Raw genomic sequence first — 24998 nt, 5'->3', positions numbered from 1 at the left:
TACCACTCCTGTTTTTATTTGATCCGCTCAAGTCGGATTTACGCATCTAATAAACTGCTGACATTAAGAAGCTCGCCGTCAGACCACAAGCGTTCCAGAGAATAAAAATTTCTGGTCTCCTCGTGAAAAACATGAACGATCACATCGCCGTAATCCATGATGATCCAATTCGCATACTGATACCCTTCCAGCTGCCGCGGTGCGGTCCCGCGCTCTTTCAGCTGAAATTCCACCTCGTCTACCAATGCCTTTACATGGGTCGAGTTGGTAGTAGACGCAATGACAAAATAATCGGCAATGATCGTCAAATCGTTGACCTTGATCACCTGAATATCATCTGCTTTTTTCTGGTCTAAAATTTTTACAATATCTTTTGTTAATTCAAAAGACGTCATAGATCCCTCTCCTTTATTCCCCTGAGTCCGACGCAACAGACTGCTCTGCTCCGTTCAGCTGGTCAAAGGTACTTATATGATTTTCCTCGGATGGATATTCCGTCAACTCGATGATCCCCAGCGACTCCGCGGGCACTGCTTCCTCATAGGGGCGGAAATATTGGTTTAAAAGCTCGGCTGTCCGCTGTTTATCAACACTGTAAACAGCCTGTTTCCCGATCTTTGTTTCATTGGTATACAACCCCGTTCCAGGAACAGACACCACAGAAATTTGATTCATGTCCATGCCTTGAACCAGCTTGTAATACTCCAGCGCATCAGCAATGCTTAAGTCAGTCGTCACTGATTCCATGACTGGCGTAATCAGCTTCGCCATATCTGCCACGCTTAACTTCAGGCATTTTTCAGCCAAAGCGGCCATAAACAGCTTTTGGGTGTCAAGCCGTCCTAAGTCGGCATTTACATAAGCTTTCCTTACCCGGACGACTGCAATGGCCTGCTCTCCAGTCAAGGTCTGCCTGCCAGCAGAAATAGAAAGCCCATCCAGCTCCATGTCCTTCGGCACGTCCATTGTTACGCCGCCGATACTGTCCACGATTTTGGCAAATCCGTCCATCTGAAGCGTTGCATAATGGTCGATCGTAATGCCGAATGTTTCATGGATCATTTTTGCCAAACCGTCTAAGCCGGCATACTCCCACTTTTCTGGACTTTGCCCATAAATGGCGTTTATTTTTCCGGTATTGGTCTCATAGCCTATGTAAGAATCGCGCGGTATCTGCAAAATATTGATCTTTTGGGCTTCAAAATCGCAGGAAACGACCATAATGGTATCTGTCATATTATCGTCGCTTCTCAGTTCAGGATCGTTGGAGATCCCCAACACCAAAAAATTTGCCATTTTATCCTTGATTTTACTCGGCGTATTATACTGATCCTCGATTTTTCCATCGGGCGATTTGACCGTATCATCTTTCATCAAATTAACCTGAAATGCATATACGCAGACTGCCGCAATGATCCCCAGCAAAACAATAAAAATTGAAAGGATCACAATGACGCGCTTTTTCTTCTGATTTTTATCAGCTGTTCTCTGCCGGGACATCGTATCCTACCGCCCTTTCTGATGATCCATCTCACAATATTGATTGTAGGCCTGTAATGTATCTGCCGGAAGCAGACATTCATCCTTCACCAGATAACGGATGCTGTGTTTGAGCATTTCCAGCATACACAGGTCCAGATCCTCCATGGCAAGCCTGCGAAATTTTTCCACCTGCTTATAGGTCCGGTCGGCGGACACAGCATCCGCCAGATAGATGATCTGCTCCAGCCGGGACATCCCTGCCCGGGCCGTTGTGTGGTAACGGACAGCAGCCAAAATATCCGCATCGGTAATTCCCAGTTCCCGTTCTGCGTACAACGCCCCGGTAATCGCATGGTAAAGGCTTGGACTTTTTAAAATGACATTATCATTTATTATACCAAACTTCTGAAGCATTTTCAACTGCTCATCCAGCGGGACTTCTTTGGTAATATCATGAAGCAGGGCGGCAGTTCCCGTTTTTTTAGGGTCTTCGCCAAACCGGGCCGCCATTTTTAACGCTTGTTCCCAAACACATATCACATGATGCGCCCGTTTGGCGGACAACCGCTGTTCTACCAATTTCATCAGTTTTTGTTCCGACACCCGTTATTTCCCCTTTCCCTGATACAGCCCGTGCTCTCGAATATAGGAAAACACCTGCTCAGGCAGGTAATCCCGTACAACCGGTTCTCCCGTTTCCAGCGCTTTTCGCACCTGCGTGGACGAAAGCGGCTTTGCCGCAAGCCGGATGATCTCGACCCTGTTTTTCAAAGGTCCCAGCTGTTCCCGGTAAGAAAGCATCTTGTCATATTCCGCCTGTTCCCGGGCCCCGGCAACCACCTTTGCCATGGAAAGGATCTCCTCATACCGGTACCATTGGTGAAAAGTATAAAGCATGTCGCTGCCTATGATCCAGTGCCATTCCACTTCCGGGAAATTTTGGGTCAGCTTGCGCAGGGTCTGCACAGTATAGCTGACCCCTTTTAACCGCAGCTCCAGATCGCTGACCTCCAAAAAGGGGATGTCCTCTGCCGCCAGCCTGCACATGTCAAGGCGCTGCTGGGCAGTGGCAAGCTGCTGAACCTGCTTATGAGGCGGAAGGTTATCCGGCATTAGAATGATCTTTTGAAACTGATACTCCCGCTGGCATTCCGCGCAAAGATGCAGATGCCCCAGGTGGATCGGATTAAAGGTGCCGCCAAATACAGCCACTTTCTGTTTCATCATTTATTTTCCCAGATCGTAGATCGGTTCTTTGGGGTTGCGTTTAAAAAGCACAAAACGGGTGCCGATCACCTGCACCACGTCGGCGCCGGTCTGTTCAGCCAATTCAACCGCCGCTTCCTTTGCAGTAAGCAAAGAGTTTTCCAAAACCCGCATTTTTATCATTTCCCGCGCTTTCAATGCGTCCTCTACCTGCATCACCACAGTGTCGGTTACCCCGCTTTTCCCGATCTGCAAAATCGTTTCCATCTGGTTGGCATATCCCCGCAAGGTTGCCCGTTGTTTACTTGTCAGCATTTATTTCGTTCCTTTCAAGTCTTCTTCCATCATCTTTAAAGCCCTGCCCCTGTGACTGAGCCTGTCCTTTTCTTCCCCGCTCAGGGTCGCAAAACTGTCGGTATCGTTTACCATGAAGATCGGGTCGTAACCAAACCCGTTTTCCCCGACCATCTTATCGCCGATAAATCCCTCGCAGGTTCCTAAATAACTTCTGCGGTCAGTTTCGCCTAAAATCAAATGGATCGCAGAAACAAAGCGCGCACTCCGTTTCTCTTTTGGGACTCCTTCCATCTTTTTTAAGATCAGCAGGCATTTGTCACGGTCTATCAAACCAGGGCCGCCAAACCGCGCGGAATAGATCCCCGGTGCGCCGTCCAGGAAATCGACCTCCAGCCCAGAGTCATCCGCAATGGTCGCAAGGCCGGTTGCGCGGAAAATCGCTTCTGCTTTTAAAGCTGCATTTTCGGCAAAGGTCGTGCCGGTTTCCTCTACGTCAATATCGGTGTCCACATCCGCCTGGGACAGCACTTCATATCCCAACGGCTCTAGGATCCGCCGGAATTCAATGAGTTTATGCGCATTTTTGGTCGCCGCTACTAATTTTATCATCTTTCGTTCTCCTTAATCGTCAAAAAGCGCGTTCGCAAAGTCCTGTGGGTCAAACGGCTGAAGATCGTCGATCTGCTCCCCGACCCCAATATATTTCACCGGTAGTCCCAGCTCATCCTTGATCGCAATCACGATCCCGCCGCGCGCAGTACCGTCAAGCTTTGTCAGCACGATCCCGGTAATGCCGGCGGCTTCCTGAAACTGTTTTGCCTGGCTGACAGCGTTCTGCCCGGTGGTAGCGTCCAGCACCAGCAATACTTCCTTGTCACAGCCCTCCATTTCCCGGTCGATCACGCGGGAAATTTTGGCAAGCTCGTCCATCAGGTTCTTTTTGTTGTGCAGCCGCCCGGCGGTATCGCAGATGATCACATCGCAGCCGCGCGCCTTTCCTGCACTGATCGCGTCAAATACGACAGCCGCAGGATCCGCACCCTCTTTGTGTTTGATCAGCTCCACCCCGGCGCGATCGCTCCAAATTTCAAGCTGTTCGATCGCGGCGGCACGGAACGTGTCCGCTGCGCCCAGCAATACCTTTTTCCCCTCTGCTTTTAAGTTTGCGGCCAGTTTTCCAATAGTGGTAGTCTTCCCAACGCCGTTTACCCCGATCACCAAAATGATCGACGGCTTGGTGGAGATATTCAGCGCTTCACCCCCGGTCAGCATTCCGCTGATGATCTCTTTCATCATGCCTTTGATCTGTGCCGGGTCGGTCGCTCCTGTTTCCTTGATCTTTTCACGCAGCAGATCACAGATCTTTACCGATGTTGCAACGCCGACATCGGACATGATAAGCGTTTCTTCCAGTTCTTCAAAAAATTCCTCATCAATTTTTGTGAAGGAGTTCAGCAGGGTTTCCACCTGCTTGACCATATTATCCTTGGTCTTTTTCAAGCCATTTTTAATTTTATCAAACAATCCCATTCGATTGATTCCCTCCTTTATGCTTCCAGCTTTCCAAGCTTTTGCTCCACCTCGCTGACATCCAGCCGCAAGAGTTTTGAAACACCCTCCTCCTGCATGGTGACTCCGTACAAGACATCCGCCTCTTCCATGGTGCCGCGCCGGTGGGTGATCATGATAAACTGCGTGTTGTCGCTCATCAGGCGGAGATACTCCGCGTATTTGCTGACGTTAACGTCATCCAATGCGGCTTCGATCTCGTCCAAGATACAAAACGGCGCCGGACGTACTTTTAAAATAGCAAAATAGATCGCGATCGCTACAAATGCCTGCTCGCCGCCGGACAGCAAGCTTAGGTTTTTGATGATCTTTCCCGGCGGTTCTACAAAGATCTCAATCCCAGATTCCAATACATGCTCCGGGTCGGTCAGCTTTAATTCTGCGCGCCCGCCGCCGAACAATTCCACAAAAATACGCTGGAAATGACGGTTGATCTGGTGGAAGCTGGAATCGAAGATCTCCTGCATCTTTCCGGTCAGTTCCCCGATCAAACGGGTCAGTTCCGCTTTCGATTTCTCAACGTCCTTCAACTGCCCGCTCAAAAATTCATAGCGTTCGGAAACCTCTTTGTATTCTTCGATCGCCGCCACATTCACGCTTCCCAAAGCACGGATCTTCCCACGCAGGGACTGCAGTTCCCGTTCCGCCCCTGCCAGATCCTCGATCGGCTCGGCGGACTGGTCCGCTTCGCTTTTGGTAAGCTGGTATTCCTCCCACAGCTTATTGATGATGCTGTCGTACTCTTTCTGCACCGTGGCGACCCGTTCTTCCAGCCGGGCAATATCTTGTACCACCGATTCCTTCTGTGCGGAAACGGTACGTTCCTCCTGCCTTAGCTTGGTGGTTTCCCCTTCCAGAACATTCCTGTGCTGCATCTGTTCAGCTACCTGCTGTTCCAGTGCTTCGCCCTGATTTTTGCAGTCATCCGTTTCCTGCTCCAGCATCGCGATCTGTTCTCGAATTTGGGAATCCTCCCTGCGGTAATCTTCCAACTGGCGTTTTAACTCTTCCAACTGCTGCTGTGCCGCCTGGTCGCGCAGGTTTAATTCCGCAAGGCTGTTTTTAGTGGACTCTATATCCTTTTGCAGTTCCAGCCGTTTTAACCGCAGACCCTGCAAGGATTCGGAAAGGCGTTTTCTCGCCTCGTCCGCATCGCTGTGCTCGCCCTGCATCCCAGCTAACTTCTGACGGGCGTCAGAAAGCTCCTGTTCGATCTGTCCGGAACGCTCTTTCCATATGGAAAGCTGTTCCTGCATTTGCCGGATCCGGTTTTCAAGGTCCTGCTGTTCTTCTTTCATAGAAGCCAGCAAAGCTTCTTCCTGCTCCAGCAGCAGGCTCAGGCGCTTTTCCTCACCCTCCGCCCGGATTCGGTCTTCGTGAACTGTCTGCAATTCGCTTTGAATGGCCGTCATCTTCGCCTGCAAGCCGTTCTTTTCCTGTTCCAATGCCTGTAGATCCTTAGAGGCAGTAAAAATTTTGCCCTCCAGTTCCTGCGCCTGTGCACGCAGCTTCTCGATCTCGGTCTTACGGCTCAAAATGCCCTGGGAACGTCCCTTTAACGAGCCGCCGGACATGGAACCGCCCGCATTGACGACCTGCCCGTCCAGCGTTACAATTTTAAACTTATATCCGTTTTTCCGCGCGATCAAAACCGCCGTATCCAGATCCTCCACAATGACGATCCTGCCCAGCATAGAATCCACGATCCCCTGATAACGGGGTTCGAACTGGACAAGGTCGCTTGCCAAAGAGATAAAGCCATCTGTTTCCTCAAAGGAAGCGGTGTTCAAGCGGCTCCCCTTTATAGAAGTCAGCGGCAGAAACGTAGCCCGACCCGCGTTCTCCTGTTTTAGGAAATGGATCGCACTTTTTGCATTCTGTTCTGTTTCCACCACGATGTTTTGCAGCATCCCGCCCAAGGCTACTTCAATCGCAGTAGAATATTCCTTCTGCACGTTTAGCAGCTGGGAAACCGTCCCCAAAATCCCGCTCAGTATCCCGTGCTTTCCCTGCCGCAGCACTGCCTTGACGCTGAAAGCAAAGCCTTCCATATTGCGTTCCAAATCTTCCAGCAATTTGGCGTTTTGCTGCTTTTCTTTTACCTGAAGTTCCAGTTGGTTCACCTTCTGCGCCGCTTCCGAACAACGCTTTTCCCGGCTAGACAGCTTTAGCTGATAACCGCCCAAAGCATTTTTCAGTGATTCTGTACGCTCGTCCAGATTTTTCATCAGGGACAGCGCTTCCAAAAGCTCCTGTTTGCTGGCGGAAAGATCGTTCTCTTTGCCGGTGATAGTCTGATAGTTTTCAAAAAGGCGCCGCTGTGCTTCCTCCAACTGTCCCTGGCCTTGCAGGATATGCAACTGGTTTTGGGATTGCTCCACCAGTAGCCCGTTGACTTCCTGTCCCAATTGTTGGGCGGCTTCAGAAAATTCGGCTGCCTGCTCGCTTAAGTCAAGCAGCTCCTGCTCCTTTTCGTTCAACTGGCCATCTGTTTGTGATAATTCGGCCGACAAGCTTTCCAGCGCATTTGTTTTTCTTTTCGTTTCCTCGGCCAGTTCCTCGCCGGAATGGCCGAAATTGCCGATCTCACCCTGTACTCGGCTTTGATTCTGCGCGTTATGGGTAAGGTTATTGCGGCACACCGCGATCTGCGCGTTCAAATCCGCTGCTTTCTGGTCGGTTTCCTCCCGTTTTCTGCGCAGCTCGTCGATCTCTACCAAGCACTGCTGCATCTGTGTGTAAACCGATTGGATCTGCGCTTCGATCTGTTCGACCTGCTGTTCGATTTCCTCCTGCGCCATCCTCCGCGCCAGCATTTTGTCCTGCTGGTCCTTTAACGAAGCGTTTGCACGGGATAGGTTTTGCACCCAAACTGAAATTTCAAGCGTCTTTTTCTCTTCGGACAGTTCTAAAAAACGCCTTGCTTTTTCCGATTGCTGGCGCAGCGGTTCTACCCGTTCCTCCAGTTCGGACAAAATATCCATCAGGCGCAGAAGATTTTCTTCTGCGCTGGAAAGCTTGCGCTCCGCTTCATTTTTGCGGTAACGGTATTTGGAAATACCTGCCGCCTCTTCAAAAATTTCGCGGCGCTCATCGCTTTTAGACTGGACGATCTCAGCGATCCGCCCCTGACCTACCATTGCATACCCGTCGCGCCCAAGGCCGGTATCCATAAACAACTCGTTAATGTCCTTTAAGCGCACGTTTGTGCGGTTGATCATATATTCACTTTCACCGGAACGGTAATATTTCCGAGTGATCACCACTTCGTCGCTGTCGATCTCCAGCGTTTTGTCAGAATTATCAATGACCAGTGATACCTCTGCAAAGCCCTGTGATCTTCTCGCCTTAGTCCCGGTAAAAATAACGTCTTCCATTTTGGAGCCGCGCAGGTTTTTGGTGGACTGTTCCCCCATTACCCAGCGGACGGCGTCGCTGATATTGCTTTTCCCGCTTCCATTTGGGCCGACAACAGCTGTTAACCCCTGCCCAAACTGTATTTTTGTTTTATCCGGAAAGGACTTAAATCCCTGGATCTCCAACGATTTTAATACCAAACTGCCACCTCGTTTTATTCTTCTGCTACTTGGATCTCATACTTTTTTAAAGCTGGGTTCCCCGTCACCCTGACCGGGCGGCCCCAATGCTTTTCTAACCATAAAATATTGCCGCGCTTTTGTCCTATCATTTTAGAAAGTTCTGTCGGGTTTGTCTGTAAAGTGATTTCACTTAACATTTTAGGAACCCGCACAGAAACAGCCTGTTCCCGGTATACCCTGCTTTCGCAAAGCTCCCGGAACGCTGGATGATAAATTCCCGCAACCATTTCCCGTGCCACCTGTTCGGAGGCGTGGAGCCCTAATTTTATTACCGGGATAGACCGCTCTTCAAACAACCGCAGCAGCTTTGCACACAAGTCAACCGCTTCTTCCATTGGCATCACCGGATATTCCCCGGCCCGGTATCGTTTTTCCAGCTCCGTTCCCGGCAAAATGACCGTGGGATAAATCCGCACCGTATCCGGATGCAGATCAGCCAGCTCCTGCGCAGAAGCTATGTCTGACGCCGCGGTCGCCCCATATAAACCGACCATCATTTGAAGCCCCAGTTCAAACTTTTCCCGTCGGATCATCTGTGCGGCGGCGCGCACCTGCCGGGCGGTATGCCCTCGATGATTCATTTCCAGCACGCTGTCATCCATACTTTGTGCACCCAATTCGATCGCGGTGACCCGGTACCCTTTCAGTTCTGAAAGAATTTCCGGCGTAATGGCATCCGGCCGGGTAGAGATCCTGATCCCTTTTAACCCAAATTCCTCCAGATAATGCTGCGCTGTCTGCAATAAGGTGGCCCGGTAAGCCCACGGGACAGCGGTAAAGCTGCCGCCGAAAAAGGCAATCTCTGTTTTCAAGGGATCGCCGCGGTGTACCGCAAGCGCTTCCCGCAGCAGCCTGTCTACTTCCTGCGGAGAAGGAGCATGCTGTGCGCCGGAGATCACATGCTGATTGCAAAAGCTGCACCGGTTTTTACAGCCGATATGCGGGATAAAGACCGAGATATTACTATGTTTCATAACCCATCAGCGCCAGCGCTTCCTTGGCCGCAACCTGCTCCGCCTGTTTTTTGCTTCTGCCGGTGCCGGTACCGATCACATTGGAATTAAGGTGTACTTCCACTGTAAACAGCTTATTGTGATCCGGTCCCTTTTCTTCCACCAGCACATATTCGATTTTTTCTTCCCGGTTTTTCTGGATAATTTCCTGAAGCGCGGTCTTATAATCGCTGACATAGGTCATCTTTTTCACATCCAGCTTTTGCGGGATAAAGCGCAGTACAAAATCGCGCGCCGCTTCCAGACCGCTGTCAAGGTAGATGGAAGCGATCACCGCCTCAAACGCATCCGCTAAAATGGATGGACGTTCCCTGCCGCCGGTCATTTCTTCCCCTTTTCCAAGCACCAGATAATCCCCTAAATGGATCTGCAAGGCAAACTGATGCAGGCTTTTTTCACACACTAAAGAAGCTCTCAGCTTTGTCAGCTCCCCCTCCGGCAAATGGCGGTAATGCTCAAACAAATGCTGCGCAACGATAATGGACAGGACCGAATCCCCTAAAAATTCCAGCCGCTGGTTATTCTTTAAATGCTTTCTTCCTTCGTTGGCATAGGACGGATGGGTCAGCGCTTCATTCATCCAACTTTTCTTGTGATAATGATATTGAATCTGTGTTTCAAAATCCACCAAGCTCCTCGTCCTCCCTATCAGCTTATGCCTTTGCTTTCTGTTCTCTTAGTACTTTGGCGATCTCCCCATTGACATCCTGCTTTACAAAATCGCATGCCTGGCGGATCGCGTTTTTATAAGCGTACCCGTCTGAGCTGCCATGCGCCTTGATCACCGGTTTCGCCGAACCCAAAAGCGGGGCGCCGCCGTATTCTTTGTAGTCCATTTTCTGCTTGAACTTTTTCATATCCTTTAATACCAAAGCGGCCGCCATCTTTCCGCCCAGGCTTCCCATGAAAATATCTTTGATGTTGCCCATCAAAAACTTCGCCAGACCTTCAGTCAGCTTTAAGATCACATTCCCGGTAAACCCATCGGCAACTACTACATCGGCTTTTCCAAGCGGAATATCCCTGGCTTCTACATTCCCGACAAAATTCATGCCGGATTCTTTCAGCATAGAGAAAGTTTCAAGCTGCAGTTCCCTGCCTTTGGTCTCCTCTTCCCCTACATTGACCAGTCCAATGCGCGGGTTCTCCACCCCAATGATCCGGTTCATATAAATAGAGCCCATCATAGCGAATTGGGTCAGCATTTCCGGCCGGCATTCCAAATTAGCCCCGGCATCCGCCAGCAAAAAGCATCCCTGCTGGGAGGGAATGACTGTAGCGATAGAAGCACGCTTAATTCCTTTTAAACGCTTGACAATGAGGGAAGCCCCCACAACGACCGCCCCCGTACTGCCGGCACTGACAAAAGCGTCTGCCTCTCCGTCTGCCAGCAGTTTCATCGCGACCGCCATAGACGACTGCGCGTGTTCCTTTACGATCGAAGTCGGGTCGTCGCAAACCTCGATCACATCTTCTGTATGATGAAAGGTGATCCCCTCCACTGAAATATTATGCTCCTGCGCGGTTTTTCTCAGCACAGATTCATCGCCTGTCATGATAATGGAAACGCCGTATTCTTTCACGGCCAGCGCGCTTCCCTGAAGTACTGACAGCGGAGCGTTATCCCCGCCAAATCCATCTACTACAACTTTCATGATATTCATCTCCTTATCGGTCCAAAAAGGGATTTTATTCCCCATATCCTTCCAATGCTGTTTCAAACGCTTTCATCCCGCGTTCGGCAATGGTCTGGTAACGAAGTTTCTTGTCCCGGATCCGTTCCGGAAGCGGCGGCAAAACGCCCATATTCGCCCCCATCGGCTGGAAATTCACAACCGTTTCATCGCTGATGTAATGAGAAAGCGCCCCGATCATGGATTCCACAGGTAAGGTCACCGGCTCTTTCCCCTCCAAGATCCGTCCGGCATTCAGCCCTGCCATGATCCCGGAAGCAGCGCTTTCGGTGTATCCTTCCACCCCGGTGATCTGCCCTGCAAAGAAAATATTGGGCTGTTCCTTCAGCCGGAAATGGCAGTCCAAAAGCTTTGGGCTGTTTAAAAAGGTATTGCGGTGCATCACCCCATACCGCAGAAATTCCGCCTGCTCCAAGCCCGGTATCATGGAAAATACTCGTTTTTGCTCGCCCCATTTTAGATTGGTCTGAAAGCCTACCAAATTGTACATGGTGGAAGCGGCGTTCTCTTTTCTTAGCTGTACCACTGCCCACGGACGGTGCCCTGTGCGCGGGTCAGTTAAGCCAACCGGTTTCAGCGGCCCATACCGCAGGGTATCCGGCCCCCTTTTCGCCATGACTTCTACCGGCATACATCCCTCGTACACCTTGAAATCACGCTGGTCGATCTCTTTGAGCGGCGCCTGTTCCGCATGGATCAAGGCATCATAAAACTGCTCGTACTCCGCTTTGTTCATCGGGCAGTTGATGTAATCATCTCCCTCCCCGTTGCTATAACGGGAAGCGGCAAAGGCGATCTGCATATTCACAGTATCCGCCGAAACAATCGGAGCCGCCGCATCAAAGAAGCTAAGATGCTCCTCTTTGACGAGTCCTTGTATCGCAGAGGCTAATCCGTCAGACATCAATGGACCCGCTGCAACAATCACCATCCCCAGCGGAAGCTCTGTTACTTCCCTGTGGATCACATGAATGAGTTCATGCCCGGTAATGTGACTGGTGATGTAATTGGAAAACAGCGTGCGGTCAACCGCCAAGGCTCCCCCTGCCGGAACAGCGCACTGCCGTGCGCTTTCCATGACCAGGGAATGGAGCCGGGTCATCTCTGCCTTTAAAAGACCTGCCGCCGAATCAAACCGGGCAGCTTTCAGAGAATTGGAACAAATCAATTCTGCAAATCCCTCATAATGATGAGCCGGCGTATACTTTTTGGGCTTCATCTCATAAAGGTCCACCTCTATCCCGCGCCGTGCGAGCTGCCATGCCGCTTCACAGCCGGCAAGCCCGGCGCCAATCACACTAACTTTCTTCATCTGACTCCTCACTTATTTTCCCGGTTCTACCGTTTCGTAATCACAGCTTTCATTGGAACAGTATATCTTCCCGTTCCGTCCCGCTTTTTTCAGCAGGGTTTTGCCGCATTTCGGGCAAACGTCCCGGGTCGGCGTATCCCATGTCATAAAGGTGCATTCCGGATAATTGCCGCAGCCAAAGAACTTCTTCCCCTTTTTGGATTTCTTCTCTAAGATCTTGCCGCCGCAGACCGGGCATTCCCCCGGCATTTCTTTTACGATCTTTTTAGTATGGTTGCATTCCGGGTACCCGGAGCACGCCAAAAACTTCCCAAACCGTCCCACTTTCACTACCATGGGGCGGCCGCATACTTCGCAGATCTCGTCGGTCACTTCATCCGGCAGAACGATCTTTTCTTCACCGATGTTCTGCTCCGCATTTTTCAGCGCTTCACTGAACTCCGTATAAAAATCGCGGATACAGTCTTTCCACGCCTCGTCCCCCGCTTCGATCTTATCCAAATCAGTCTCCATATTTGCAGTAAAGCCCACATCAATAAATTTACCAAAGTGCTTACGGATCAGTTCTGTCGTGATCTCTCCCAGCGGAGTTGGCACCAGCTGTTTGCCATCCCGTTCCACATAGTTGCGCGCAATAATGGTCGTGATAGTCGGAGAATAGGTGCTTGGCCGGCCGATCCCGTTTTCCTCCATCGCCTTAGTCAAAGACGCTTCAGTATAGCGGGCGGGCGGCTGGGTAAAATGCTGAGTGCCACCTAGTTGGTTCAGCCGCAAAATTTCTTGTTCGGTCAGGTTCGGCAGTCTGCCTTCTTCCTGGGTAGCCTCGTCCTTTCCCTCTTCATAAAGCGCGGTAAACCCGTCAAACTGCACGGAATACCCGCTGGCTTTAAAGTCGTATTCCCCCGCCTTGATGACAGCCTGCACCGTATTTAAAATACAATCCGCCATCTGGCTGGCAATAAAACGCTCCCAAATCAATTTATAAAGCTTATACTGGTCTGTTGTCAGGCTGTCTTTCGCCATAGCCGGAGTTAAGGCCGGCACAGTCGGGCGGATCGCCTCATGCCCGTCCTGTGCGTTTGACTTTGTTTTAAACGTTCTGCCGCCAGCCGGTAAATACTTTTCGCCGTAACGTCCGACAATATATTCTTTTGCCGCCTGCTTCGCTTCGTCAGAAATACGCAGGGAGTCGGTCCTCATATAGGTGATCAAACCCATAGAGCCGAATTCCGGCACTTCCATCCCCTCGTAAAGCTCCTGCGCTGCCTGCATGGTCCGGCGGGACTGGAAACCCAGCTTTCGGGAGGCCTCCTGCTGCAGGGTAGAGGTGATAAACGGCGGGACTGGGGATTTTTTACGCGTCCCTTTTTTGATAGAATCCACCACAAAGTCATTGCCCTTGATCGCTTCTAAAACAAGGTCGGTATCTTCTTTCTTTTTCAAGTCGATCTTCTTGCCGTTTTTCCCGTAAAACTTCGCGACAAAGGTACGCTTCGCTTCTGCGAGCGCACTGTCTGTCAATGAAGTAAGATTGGCTTCAATGCTCCAATATTCCTGCGGGATAAAACTGCGGATCTCGTTTTCCCGGTCTACAATCAGGCTGACAACAACCGACTGTACCCGTCCGGCAGAAAGCCCGCTCCGGATCTTTTTCCAAAGCAGCGGGCTTAACTTATACCCTACGATCCGGTCCAAAACCCTGCGCGCCTGCTGTGCGTCTACCAGATCCATATCCAACCGGCGGGGATGCTCCATCCCGTTTTCCACCCCGGTGTGAGTGATCTCGTTAAAGGTAACGCGGTTTTGCGCCTCCAACGGCAGATCCAGCAGCTGTGCCAAATGCCAGGAGATCGCTTCTCCCTCCCGGTCAGGGTCGGTCGCCAAATAAACGGCTTTGGATTTTTTCGCCTCTTCCTTGAGCATTTTGATCGTTTTAGACTGTTTTCTGATATTGATATACTGAGGCTCAAAATTATTTTCAAGATCGACCCCCAGCTTGCTTTTCGGCAGGTCGCGCACATGGCCGACAGAAGCGACCACCTCGTATCCCCGGCCCAAATATTTCTTGATATTCTTTACCTTTCCCGGGGACTCCACGATCACCAGCTTTCTGGTCGGCGCCCGTTTTGCCGCTTTCTTTGTTGTTTTTTTCGTCGTTTTTTTCACTGTTTTGGTTTCAGTTGCCATATTTAAATCCTATGTTTCCTTTCTATTCGGTGATTACATGCTTTGCATACCGTTTTCCGGAATATGATGAGATGTACTCCAATAATTCTAATTCTGTCGCGATCGCGGCTGCCTGTGCGGCGCTTAATCCTGCCCTTGCCGCAATCTCGTCCAAGGATTCCGGCTGGCTGGTCATCGCATCGAACATATTCCGGTGCGCCTTGCTTAAGGTAGGGTCCCACGCCTTTTGCTTTTGTTCCAGCACTTTCTGCGGTTCGATCTCCTTTTTAACTGCCGTTTGCCGCTGATGATACACGGGGAGCGTTTTATTCCGCTTCACCTGCTGGGCAAATTGATACTCGGCATTGAGCTTGTGCGGGTAAAGCATAAAATATTCATCCAGTACATCCTTAGCAGAAAATACCGGGATCGCCCCGTCGCGCAGATAACGCGCTACCCCACCGAAATTTACGTCATAAATATCATGGGGAGGCACACAAAAAAGATCCTTCCCCTGCTCAATCGCATGTTCGGCTGTAATTAAGGAACCACTTTTCATCGGCGCTTCTGTTACCAATACCCCTACGCCCAAAGCCGACATGAGCCGGTTCCTGACCGGAAAGATGGACCGGGTAGGATATTCGCCAGGCGGGCATTCGCTGACCAGTGCGCCCTTTCGCAGGATCGCCAGCTTCAACTCACGGTTTGAGGCCGGATAATCGACATCCAGCCCGCATCCTAGCACAGCGATCGTTCTTCCACCGGCCTTTAACGCGCCCCAATGCGCATAAGTGTCTATTCCCTCCGCGCAGCCGCTTATGATCAGCGCCCCAGCGCGGGACAATTCATAACAAAGGTTTCCGGTCAACCGTTTCCCGTAATCGCTGGCCCTGCGGGTACCGACCACAGTAATGCCGGCCTCTTCATCGATCCCCTGAATCTCGCCCTTAACGTATAATACCATCGGCGGGGCGTAAATATCCGCAAGACGATGGGGATATTCCGGGGAGCCATAACAAATGATGTGAATTCCCAGCCTGTCACAATCAGAAAGGATCTTATCCGCCCGTTCCAAAGAGGTGTGTATGATCGCCCGGCGGTCGGATTCCTTTAAAAAGGAGAGCTTTTTCAGGTCCTCCTCACTCGCTTCCAAAACCGCCCGTGGAGAGTGGAACACCTCCAGCAGTTTCCGCGGTTTTTCACTTCCGTAAGCAAACACGCGAGACAGCCAAACCCAATATTTGATCTCATCCATTGTTATCCCTCCTGTTTTTTGGAATCAATTTTGAACCAATTCCCACATCAGGATGCCGGCTGCCATTCCAGCATTAAGCGATTCCGCATTTCCCTTCATCCGGATGGTGATCTGTTTTTGGCAGGCAGCTATCGTCCGCGGTTCCAGACCGTTTCCCTCGTTCCCGATCACCACCATGCTGTTCGGTGCAAAGCTGGTCTGCAACACCGAATCGGCGCTTTCGTCCACCACGGCCGCATAGGTTACGAACCGTTTTCCAAATTGTTCCAGATCACTGGCAGGGTCTTTGCCGAAAAATATCGGGAGCCGGAACGCAGAACCCATACTGGCGCGAAGCACTTTCAGATTATAGATGTCACAGGTACCGGCGGAGATCATCACGCCGTCAAGCCCGACTGCCTCCGCAGTGCGCAGGATCGTCCCTACGTTGCCGGTATCCTGCAAGCCGGCAAGATAAAGATACTTCCCGTTCGGTACTATTGTATCAGCCTGCCGGTGTTTGTCAAGTTTTTTACAGATGGCAAAAAGCCCGCCCGCATTCTGGGTACAGGTCATCTTTTCCTCTACTGCCTTGGAAATCTGGTAAACCGGACAATCCAGATCAAAAAGCTTTTGTAAAACAGCAGGATTTTTTTTCACACACTGCTCCGTCACAAAAACCTTTTGAAAAATTACCCCGGAGCAGGCCGCCTCCAAAATAAGCTTTATGCTTTCGATGGCGAATGTCCCGTTTTGATCCCGGTAGGATTTTGAAGATATAAGCTTTCCATATTCCTTTACATTTTTGTTGTCTTTTGACAAAATTTGTTCCATCATGCTTTTGCAAACCTTCCCAAATATACGGCCTAAACCCGGCAAATAATATAGAAACACGCCCGAGCCAAGTTGACACGGGCGTATTGAATATCTTACTGTAATGCCTCTTTTGCTTTTTCACACAAGCTGGTGAACGCAGCCGGGTCATGAATTGCGATTTCGGAAAGCATTTTACGGTTTAAGGTGATGTTCGCCTTTTTCAAACCGTTAATGAAGGTAGAATAGTTCATACCGTTCATTTTGCAGCCAGCAGAAATTCTGGTGATCCACAACTGACGGAAGTTACGTTTTTTCTGTTTTCTGCCAATATACGCATACTGGCCGGATTTCATTACTGCTTCTTTTGCAGTTTTAAACAGTTTGCTTTTGCCGCCCCAGTAACCTTTTGCAAGTTTCAGGACTTTATTTCTTCTCTTACGAGTAGCCATTGCTCCTTTTACACGAGCCATAAGTATTTACCTCCTGTGTTCTGTGCTTTCAAGCACACTTTTCATTTTCTCTTATCCCTGCGTGATGTTTGGTTTCGATTATTTGTAAGGGATCAGCAGTTTGATTGCCTTTACGTTTGTTTTATCAGCATAAGCTGCTTTGCGAAGGCCTCTTTTCCGTTTTGTGGTCTTCTTGTTCAAGATATGAGACTTGAAAGCATGAGCACGTTTGATTTTACCGTTTTTGGTTACTTTGAAACGTTTTTTCGCTCCACTATGTGTTTTGATTTTAGGCATTTTCATATCCTCCTTAATGATTACTTCACGGGCTTTGATGCGATGAACATGACAAGGCTGCGCCCTTCCATCTTAGGCTGCTTATCAACAACACCTACTTCACTGCAATCATCTTTAAACCGTTCCAGCAAACCTCTGCCCAGCTCTGGATGAGCCAGTTCACGGCCGCGGTACCGCACCGATACCTTTACCTTGTTCCCCGCACTGAGGAATTTTTTCGCAGCGTTCACCTTTGTGTTAAAGTCATGCGTGTCAATGTTCAGTGACATTCTGACTTCTTTGATCTCAATGGTTTTTTGATTTTTTCTTGCCTCTTTTTCCCGTTTCGCCTGTTCATAGCGGTATTTTCCGTAATCCATGATACGGCAGACCGGCGGCTTTGCCTGCGGAGCGATGTCTACCAGATCCAAGTTTTTGGATGCGGCGATGTTCAGCGCTTCTTTCAGAGGCAGGATGCCAAGCTGTGAGCCGTCAGCGTCAACGACACGGACTTCTTTCTCACGAATGCTCTCGTTTATGAGCAGCTCTTTGTTGTTGCTAATTGTCAAGCACCTCCATATGCCCAGATAATAAACAAAGCGTAGACCCAAGAACAGTCTACGCACCAATACACAAAACAAAAAGGCAAAAGCTACCCTTTTCATTTTATCCGTATTGACCCATGCAGTACCAAAAAGACCCATAGGTGAGAACGTATTTGCTGTTCTGCTTTGTTTTCTTAAATAGTATATCAGACAATGATCCCATTGTCAAGCATTATTTTTAAGGGGAGAAGCTTCTCCCCTTAAAATAGTTTAGCACACCTTGATTTCTTTTGCAAGATGAAGCGAATAGATCAGGCATTCCTTGACCGGAAGCTGAAAATACTGTTCCAGCGCCGCTTTGTAGATCCTAAGCTGGTCGGCGTATTTCGCTGCAAATTCCGCAGGGTTCGATAAGCGGTCTGTCTTATAGTCCACGATGACCAGCTCCCCGTTTTCTATGAATACCGCGTCCGCGATCCCCTGCATCAGGATCTGTTCTCCGGCATACTGCTCAGGCAGGGTGTCGTCCACCTCTCTGGCAGAAATTTCATAAATGAACTGGTATTCCCGCTCCCAGTATTGTGCCGCCATCATCCGGGCAAGCAGTTTCGAATCCAAAAAGCTGCGGATCGTCCTGCGGTTGAGATACTGCGCGTCCTCTTCCTTTAAAAATCCGGCGTCAGAAAGCCGTTCGATCTCTTTCCCCAAGTCCTGCTTTGCGGCCGTAAAGTCCGCGTACTGCATAAAGCTGTGCAGGATCGTTCCCCGCTGGGCGCCGCTTAACACATCGTCCGTTGCCAGACGCATCTCCTCCAGCTGAGCCAGCGCCTCCTGCTGTTTTGACTTTGCGATCTGAGTCACCGTCACCTTTGCCGGCACCGCCTGCAAAGCCTGATCCGGGTATTCAAATTCAATCGCGCGCGTCAGCTGCCGCAATAGTTTTTCGGATGGCTGACAATGGAACACCAGTTCTCCCGCTTCTTCTGCCTGCGCGGATTCTATATCAGAGAATATACAGCGGAAAGCGCCGGCAACTGCCGTATCTGTTTCACCGGTTACCGCCTTCCCGAGTTCTACAGAACCGGAAAGGGAAAGCAGGATCCAGTCCAGAAAGCTCCGCTGCCGGGAAAGTAAAAACGGCGAAACGCCCCTCCCATAAGAAGCTGTTTTTAACAGCCGTTCGCAGTGGCCGCGGATATTTTTCCCGCTGCCGATCAAAACCAGCTTTTCCTTGGCACGGGTCATCGCCACATAAAGCACCCGCATCTCTTCGGACAGCAGTTCCCGCTGGTTGGCGATCCGAATCGCGTCGATCGGCATGGTACTGTACCTTTGGCAGGTATCCTGATTTTGTATTTCCATCCCAAAGCCATAGTCAGGATGAAGCATCCAGCGTTTTTTCAGGTCCATCGTGTTAAACGCTTTGCCTAAATCCGCTAAAATACAGATCGGGAATTCCAGCCCCTTGGACCCGTGGATACTCATGATCCGCACCACATCGGCACGTTCCGACACCGTATTGGCGCAGATAAAATCGTCGCCCCGTTCGATCGCCCGGCCGATAAACCGCAGAAAACCGTCCAGCCCAAACTTTCCGATCGACTCATAATTTTCCGCATAACTTAACAGCAGCCGCAGGTTGGCCCGCTTCTGCTCCCCGGATACCATGGATTCCACCACGAACAAAAAGCCCGTACGGTCATAGATCAGCTGTACCAGCCGGCTGACAGGCAGGATCACTGCCTGCGTGCGCAGAAAGGAAAGGGTTTCTAAAAATTCCCGGCACGCCGGGTCTCCTTCCTGCGCGCAAAGCCCCACCGCCGTGTAAAGCGGCGCTTTCCGATCCTTTAAACGGATCCGGGCAAGGTCGTCCGGCGTAAATAAAAACATCGGCGAAAGCATGACCGTAAACAGGTCGATGTCCAGCATCGGGTTATCAATCACCCGAAGCAGGGAAAGCATGACGGAAATTTCAAACGAATCAAAATACCCTTGTCCCGCCTCCGCATAGCAGGGGATGCCAAGTTCCTTTAATTTGTCTGCCAGCGGGGCTACCTTTCCCTTTTTGCTGCGCATCAAAATACAGAAATCCCGCCAAGTACAACGGCGCATCTCCCCATGGTCCTGCACCATGTAGCCACTCTCTACCATCAGGCGGATCTGGTGCGCGATATACTCCGCTTCCACCGCGATCGCCGGGTCTTTCCCCCCATCGTCCTCCCGGTTTCCAGTTTCCACCAAATGAAGCTCCGTTGCCCTTCCCGGCGCTTCTTCATACGGGGCCGAAGGGACAAGCTCCTCTTCCTCATTATAAGTCAGCTCGCCTAGCTCCTCGGTCATCACCCGGAAGAAAAGCTGGTTGACAGAATCCGTCACCTCTTCCCGGCTCCGGAAATTATTTTGCAGTAAAATTTTTCTGCCCGGCCCGGTGTGCTCTTCCATGGAAAACAGCTTTTTCCGCCGGGTAAACAGGGTCGGCATGGCGTTCCGGAACCGGTAGATGCTCTGCTTGACGTCGCCCACCAAAAATAAATTTTGGCTTTTTGTCAGCATTTCGTCCGTACCGATCCGCACCTTTTCCTCCCCGCGGGACAGCGCCCAGAAGATCAGGTTTTGAATGGTGTTGATATCCTGGCATTCGTCGATCATGATTTCGTCATATAACGCCGACAGGCTAAGCGCGGCCGGCGTTTTCCGGTAATATCCGTCCTCCTCCCGGATCAGCAGCTCCAGTGTATAATGCTCCAGATCCGGAAAATCCAACAGCCCGCGGGAGAGCATCTCCTGCCGTACAGCTACAGCGTAACGCCGCACCAGTCCAAATAAAGCAGCGATCTTCTCCCTTAAAAACGCTTGATCCTCCTGAAACCCTTGTTCATCTATCAAAAAATAACTTGGCTCCCAGCTACTTTTTTTCAAAAGCCCATAGGCGTATTCCCGCAGGTCCTTTACCCGCTGCTGGAGCTCCGGGTCCTCACAGCCCCGCACTGCTTTAAAGCTTTGTTTTTGGTGGCTGCGGTAAATGGAGCACACCCGATCCCAATCGTCTTCCTCCAGCGCGCGTTTCATCATCTGGAAGGTATGGCAGTCTTCCTCCAAGGCTGGGACATATTTTTCCAGCAGCTTTTCATCCGCGGAGGCAAGCTCCTTTGCCTGAACAAAAAGGTCCAGCACCTGTTCCAATAGCATACCGACATGATCCCGGTACAGCGCGAACCACTTTGTTTCTTTCAGCGGTGCGTCTGAACGGTACATCTCCTCAAAGCGATCCAAAACGGAAAGCGGGAACGGGTAGGAACGGATCCAGCGGTAAATCTCCAGAATCATTTCCCCCAGCCGACGGTCGTCGCGTTCCGACAAAAAATCGGCAAGCGTTAAAAATTCCGGCGTCCCCTCCTGATAGCATTCCTCCAGCATACTTTCCAGCAGGTCTTGCTGGAGGGTGCGCAGCTCGTTGTCCTCCGCGATCCGGTAAGTGACCGGCAGCCCGACCTCCTGGAAATGGTCGCGCAGGATCTCCCCGCAAAGGGAGTCGATCGTACCGATCTTCGCGCGGGATAAAAGCAGGTGCTGGGTTTGATACAGCTCGTTTTCCGGATCCGTTTCGATCAAGTCGTTCAGCTTCTGTTCGATCCGCTGGCGCATCTCAATGGAGGCCAGTACCGTAAAGGTCACAATGATCAGCCTGTCCGCCGGGATGGGGTTTTCTCCTGTCAGCAGTTCGGTCACCCGTTGGGTCAAAACGGCTGTTTTTCCACTCCCTGCCGCCGCCGATACCAGCACCGTTTCCCCTCTGGCGTCTATCGCGGCCTGCTGGGAGGGGGTAAATTCTATCTTTGCCATTGATCTCTCCTATTGTTTCAACGATCTGTTTGCTCTTCCCGAGCAAGTGTTTCAAATAATTCCGATTTGTCAAACGACTGGTACTCAGTCACGTCGTCACCCTCTTCAAAGCCGCAGGCAGTCTGAAATTGGCAGTATGCGCAGCCCACCAGTTCCTTGCTTTTACGCAGGGGCTTGGCCTCGATATTTCCGTGTTCCATTTCCCGCGCCATCTGTTTTAAGGTGCGCTCCAGTTTTCTGTAAAGCTGTCCCAGCTGCTCGGAAGAAAGCAGGAAATTCATGTTTCTGGAGCCAAACAGCGCTTCGTTGGCATGGTGGTCAATGAATACCTCTTCTTTCAGGCGATGGTCCTTGTCGTAAGCCTTTTTGGTTACAGATACTGGAATATATCTGCCCGCAAGGTCGCGTTCCATGGCCCGCAGGACTTCCTCCTCGTCCAGCACCATGCCTTTCATGCAGAAATTCTGCGATACCTTTTTCTGGATCTCCTCCGGCGCGGCACCCCGCTGCAAATCTGCCGCAGGCTCTCTGGCAGGCATATACAATACACCCGCGCCTTTTGCCTGCCGGTAAAACTGTTGCCCGTTTTTCTCCAAACACATCAGGTATAAAAACATCTGCAGGTTGACCCCATTCATCAGATCGGACAACGCAAATTCTTTTGTGCCGGATTTATAATCGACTACCCGCAGATAGGTGGAGCCGTCTTTTGCCTCGTATTGGTCGATCCGATCCACCGTACCGATCATGTACAGCTTCAGCCCGTCCGCATTTTGGATCGCCAGCGGGCGGACGTGCTCCGGCTCACCGATCCGGTATTCAAATTCAGCCGGACGGAACAGGCTTTGGGACAATTCCTCAAAAAGCTGTTTTAAGATCAGCATGATGGTTCGGAAAATACGGCGATAAAGGTATAAAAACCGCTTGGAACGGCTCTTCCCGTCAAGCATATCAGAAAGGTAAGCCTCCAGCTCCCGTTCTACCAAACCGCGTATTTTTTCTTCATCAAAAAAGCTGTAATCATCTATTTGCTCGCAGACAGCCTGTAAAATATGATGGATCACCAGCCCACGGCTGCTTCCGTTGAGCTGGATCCGTTCCCTCGGGCGCAGACGCATCCCATATTCGCAGAAATACCGGAATTTGCAGGCGTGGTACTTTTCCACTTGCGACGGGGAAAGATAAATAGAGTCCCCGTAAAGCGCCCTTGCGGTTTCCCGGTCCGGCAAGCGCTGCCTGCTGCGGTCAAGGCTTTGGGAAATACGCTCCATCCGGCCTTTGTAAAGCGGATCGTGAGAAAAGTATTCCCGCAGGGAGGCGGTCAGCTCATGATCCTGACGGTACTGGTACGCCAGCACCGAAAAGGCGGTGGGTTTTGTTTTACAAAAGTAAATGCGATCCACGTCATCAGTGTCCTGCACTGCCGTAGGGCCAAACATCCGCTTAAACTGCTGGAACAGGTAAGACGGCGCTTTTGCCGCACCTTTCATATCTGCTTTTCTGGCAATGACGAACAACTGCTGGGAAGGGATCGCCAGTGATTTGTAGGCGATAAATTTTTCTTCCCGAATCTTATCTTTCAAAGGGGCTGACAGCTCTACCCCGATCCCAATAAGATCCTGACGCTCCTTATCGGTCAGCAGGCCGCGGTTCTCCGGAATATATGGAAACACCTTGTCGTTTGCTTCTAAGATGAACAGCGCCTTTGGACAGTCGGTACGGATGCGCTCCGCGCTTCCAGCAGTCACGCAATCCACCGTCTGCGGCAGGGTGCCCAAATCAAAGTTTGCGGCCACCGCCAAAAATAGTTCCTGAAACCGGCGGACCGACAGCTTGTTCCGTCCGATCACCGTAGTGATCAGCCGCAGGATCTCTTCGGTGATCTCCCATACCTGACGGTGATCCCGCACCTGTTCTATCTGCTCTGCCAAAGAATCCTCTTTCAGTTCTTCGATCATCCGGTTTATGGACTCCCGCACCTTTAATGCCTCTAAAAGGTTTGCCAGCGCTGTACAGATCTGCCCTGCATCAGCGCCCGAAACCTGTTCCCGGAAGCTTGCCAAGGCAGTATATAAATGCTCCCTGATTCTATTGAAACCAAGCAGCGCCAGCGTATGCTGCTGAAGCTCCTCCTCACCAGAGGGCTGGTCCATCCCAAAAATACTGTTGACAAAAGGTTTTTCCCATTGATCTCCTTTGATGTCCCACAGGAATACATAATTTTCCAGCAGCGCGATCTCTTCCGCTGTGTAGCCGCAGAACCCGCATTTTAACAGCGAGATCAGGTCGTCAGACTTTAAACTGCCGCCGGCGCAGGACAGGCAAAGGTCGATCATCCGGATCAAAGGCGAAGCGCCGATATTTTTTACCGTGTCCAAATAATATGGGATCTCATACTTTAAAAAGGCGTTTTCCAAACAGCTCTGCACAGTCTGGAAATCACGGGAAACCACCACGATGTCGCGGTACCGAAGCCCCTGCTCCTGCACCAGCTCCCGGATCGTTGCCCCCACATAGTCCGCCTCGTCATATTCATTTGCCGCCAGAACCCCTTTAAAATGTGTGCATTCCTCACCGAAAGCTTTAGGTGAGGAAGAAAACACCTGCTGTTCCAGATGCGCCAGCTCCGGTGACTGGAACCGGTGCTGTTTTGATAAAACTGTCGGCACGGAAACTTTTTGCATCCCCTGCCGCGCCAACTGCTTTAACTTCTGATAGGTTTGGTCCACGCAGTAAAAAAGCTGGTTTTCGCCCGAAGCGGCGGGATCCAGGCAAAGGGAAACCGTCACTTCCTGCGCCGTTTCCATCATCACCCGAAGCATAGAAAATTCCCGGGCGGTAAACCCTTTAAATTCATCAATAAAGATCAGGCTGTCCTTAAAATATCCATGCTTGCGGATCTTTTCCACCGCGCGGGAAAGATCGTCCAAATGGTCTTTGTAATGGGCGCCTAGCATTGCGTCATACACCGAATAGATCAGGGAAATATCCCCAGCCTTTGCTTTTAATTTTTCGTTGGAAAGCTGTTTTGCGTGCCTAAAAAAAGCCTCCCCGTCCAGATCCGCATTTTTTAGTTCCGTCACCATTTCCAGCATGGTCTGTAAAAACGTCCCGTGTTCGGCCGACTTTGCATAGGCGGTCAGCTGGGAGCGAACCTCTTCCACGGCCGCGCTCATCAAAATCAGCTTAACGCTGTCGTCCGCATAGTCGCCTGCCGCCCCGCCGTATTCCTTAAACACCTGGTGCGCGATCCGGCTGAAGCTGATGATCTTCACATTTCGCAGAGCCGCGGCGCCTAACGCGTGGTAAAACTTACGCTCCGTTTCAAAGGTGAACTGTTCCGGGACCACCACAAAAATATTCTGTTTTCCATTCGCGGACTGCCGGACTCGTTCCAGCACTTCCTGTGATTTTCCGCTTCCCGCTCTTCCTAAAATAAAATGGACCATATCTGCCTGCGAATCCCTTTCTTCCTTATTTTGATTTTTATTATACCA

The 24998-nt window shown here is 50.7% G+C and carries 20 protein-coding genes; all 20 read right to left on the bottom strand.

Annotated features, from left to right (window positions below; all coding sequences use genetic code 11):
* Window positions 1–38: 38 nt before the first annotated feature.
* Complete coding sequence (gene rsfS, locus CIB36_RS05490) at window positions 39–395, bottom strand: ribosome silencing factor (protein ID WP_093988531.1); 357 nt, start codon at window positions 393–395, stop codon at window positions 39–41.
* Between the two features lie 13 nt (window positions 396–408).
* Window positions 409–1500, bottom strand: a complete 1092-nt coding sequence (locus tag CIB36_RS05485; RefSeq protein ID WP_093988530.1) for an LCP family protein — start codon at window positions 1498–1500, stop codon at window positions 409–411.
* A gap of 6 nt (window positions 1501–1506) precedes the next feature.
* Window positions 1507–2085, bottom strand: a complete 579-nt coding sequence (yqeK, locus tag CIB36_RS05480) for a bis(5'-nucleosyl)-tetraphosphatase (symmetrical) YqeK (protein WP_093988529.1) — start codon at window positions 2083–2085, stop codon at window positions 1507–1509.
* A 3-nt stretch (window positions 2086–2088) separates the two neighbouring features.
* Window positions 2089–2706 carry a nicotinate (nicotinamide) nucleotide adenylyltransferase gene (gene nadD, locus CIB36_RS05475; RefSeq protein ID WP_158662583.1) on the bottom strand — a complete coding sequence of 206 codons (618 nt, stop codon included), beginning with the start codon at window positions 2704–2706 and terminating at the stop codon, window positions 2089–2091.
* Between the two features lie 3 nt (window positions 2707–2709).
* Window positions 2710–3003, bottom strand: coding sequence for a YhbY family RNA-binding protein (locus tag CIB36_RS05470; protein WP_093988527.1), 294 nt, complete (start codon window positions 3001–3003; stop codon window positions 2710–2712).
* Window positions 3004–3594, bottom strand: coding sequence for an RdgB/HAM1 family non-canonical purine NTP pyrophosphatase (rdgB, locus tag CIB36_RS05465; protein WP_324612348.1), 591 nt, complete (start codon window positions 3592–3594; stop codon window positions 3004–3006). It lies immediately after the preceding gene.
* 12 nt (window positions 3595–3606) lie between these two features.
* Window positions 3607–4515, bottom strand: coding sequence for a signal recognition particle-docking protein FtsY (gene ftsY / locus CIB36_RS05460; RefSeq protein WP_093988526.1), 909 nt, complete (start codon window positions 4513–4515; stop codon window positions 3607–3609).
* Between the two features lie 17 nt (window positions 4516–4532).
* Window positions 4533–8111, bottom strand: coding sequence for a chromosome segregation protein SMC (gene smc, locus CIB36_RS05455; RefSeq protein ID WP_158662582.1), 3579 nt, complete (start codon window positions 8109–8111; stop codon window positions 4533–4535).
* A 14-nt stretch (window positions 8112–8125) separates the two neighbouring features.
* A complete protein-coding gene (locus CIB36_RS05450; protein ID WP_093988524.1) occupies window positions 8126–9127 on the bottom strand; it encodes an elongator complex protein 3 in 1002 nt (333 codons plus the stop codon).
* Window positions 9117–9797, bottom strand: coding sequence for a ribonuclease III (gene rnc, locus CIB36_RS05445; RefSeq protein WP_093988523.1), 681 nt, complete (start codon window positions 9795–9797; stop codon window positions 9117–9119). The genes CIB36_RS05450 and rnc overlap by 11 nt, the downstream gene beginning before the upstream one ends.
* 22 nt (window positions 9798–9819) lie before the next feature.
* Window positions 9820–10821, bottom strand: a complete 1002-nt coding sequence (gene plsX, locus CIB36_RS05440) for a phosphate acyltransferase PlsX (protein WP_093988996.1) — start codon at window positions 10819–10821, stop codon at window positions 9820–9822.
* A 34-nt stretch (window positions 10822–10855) separates the two neighbouring features.
* The gene (gene trmFO / locus CIB36_RS05435) at window positions 10856–12172 is read right to left on the bottom strand and encodes a methylenetetrahydrofolate--tRNA-(uracil(54)-C(5))-methyltransferase (FADH(2)-oxidizing) TrmFO (protein ID WP_093988522.1); all 1317 of its coding nucleotides are present in this window, start codon (window positions 12170–12172) and stop codon (window positions 10856–10858) included.
* Window positions 12173–12184: 12 nt separating this feature from the next.
* Window positions 12185–14359 carry a type I DNA topoisomerase gene (gene topA / locus CIB36_RS05430; protein ID WP_093988521.1) on the bottom strand — a complete coding sequence of 725 codons (2175 nt, stop codon included), beginning with the start codon at window positions 14357–14359 and terminating at the stop codon, window positions 12185–12187.
* 22 nt (window positions 14360–14381) lie between these two features.
* On the bottom strand, window positions 14382–15593 hold the full coding sequence (gene dprA, locus CIB36_RS05425; protein WP_093988520.1) for a DNA-processing protein DprA: 1212 nt from the start codon (window positions 15591–15593) through the stop codon (window positions 14382–14384).
* Between the two features lie 24 nt (window positions 15594–15617).
* Window positions 15618–16409, bottom strand: coding sequence for a TrmH family RNA methyltransferase (locus tag CIB36_RS05420; protein ID WP_093988519.1), 792 nt, complete (start codon window positions 16407–16409; stop codon window positions 15618–15620).
* Window positions 16410–16501: 92 nt separating this feature from the next.
* Window positions 16502–16858 (bottom strand): 50S ribosomal protein L20, encoded by a 357-nt coding sequence (gene rplT, locus CIB36_RS05415; protein WP_093988518.1) that lies wholly within the window; start codon window positions 16856–16858, stop codon window positions 16502–16504.
* Between the two features lie 78 nt (window positions 16859–16936).
* Window positions 16937–17134 (bottom strand): 50S ribosomal protein L35, encoded by a 198-nt coding sequence (gene rpmI / locus CIB36_RS05410; RefSeq protein WP_093988517.1) that lies wholly within the window; start codon window positions 17132–17134, stop codon window positions 16937–16939.
* Window positions 17135–17154: 20 nt separating this feature from the next.
* Complete coding sequence (infC, locus tag CIB36_RS05405; protein ID WP_093988516.1) at window positions 17155–17682, bottom strand: translation initiation factor IF-3; 528 nt, start codon at window positions 17680–17682, stop codon at window positions 17155–17157.
* A gap of 246 nt (window positions 17683–17928) precedes the next feature.
* Window positions 17929–21501 carry a helicase-exonuclease AddAB subunit AddA gene (gene addA, locus CIB36_RS05400; RefSeq protein WP_093988515.1) on the bottom strand — a complete coding sequence of 1191 codons (3573 nt, stop codon included), beginning with the start codon at window positions 21499–21501 and terminating at the stop codon, window positions 17929–17931.
* Between the two features lie 17 nt (window positions 21502–21518).
* The gene (locus CIB36_RS05395) at window positions 21519–24950 is read right to left on the bottom strand and encodes a PD-(D/E)XK nuclease family protein (RefSeq protein ID WP_093988514.1); all 3432 of its coding nucleotides are present in this window, start codon (window positions 24948–24950) and stop codon (window positions 21519–21521) included.
* Between the last annotated feature and the right edge of the window lie 48 nt (window positions 24951–24998).

Origin of the sequence: Massiliimalia timonensis, assembly GCF_900186585.1 — a bacterium.
In the GTDB taxonomy this organism is placed as follows: domain Bacteria; phylum Bacillota; class Clostridia; order Oscillospirales; family Ruminococcaceae; genus Massiliimalia; species Massiliimalia timonensis.
Note: the sequence above shows the minus strand (reverse complement) of the source record. Positions and strands in the feature narration are given on the sequence as shown.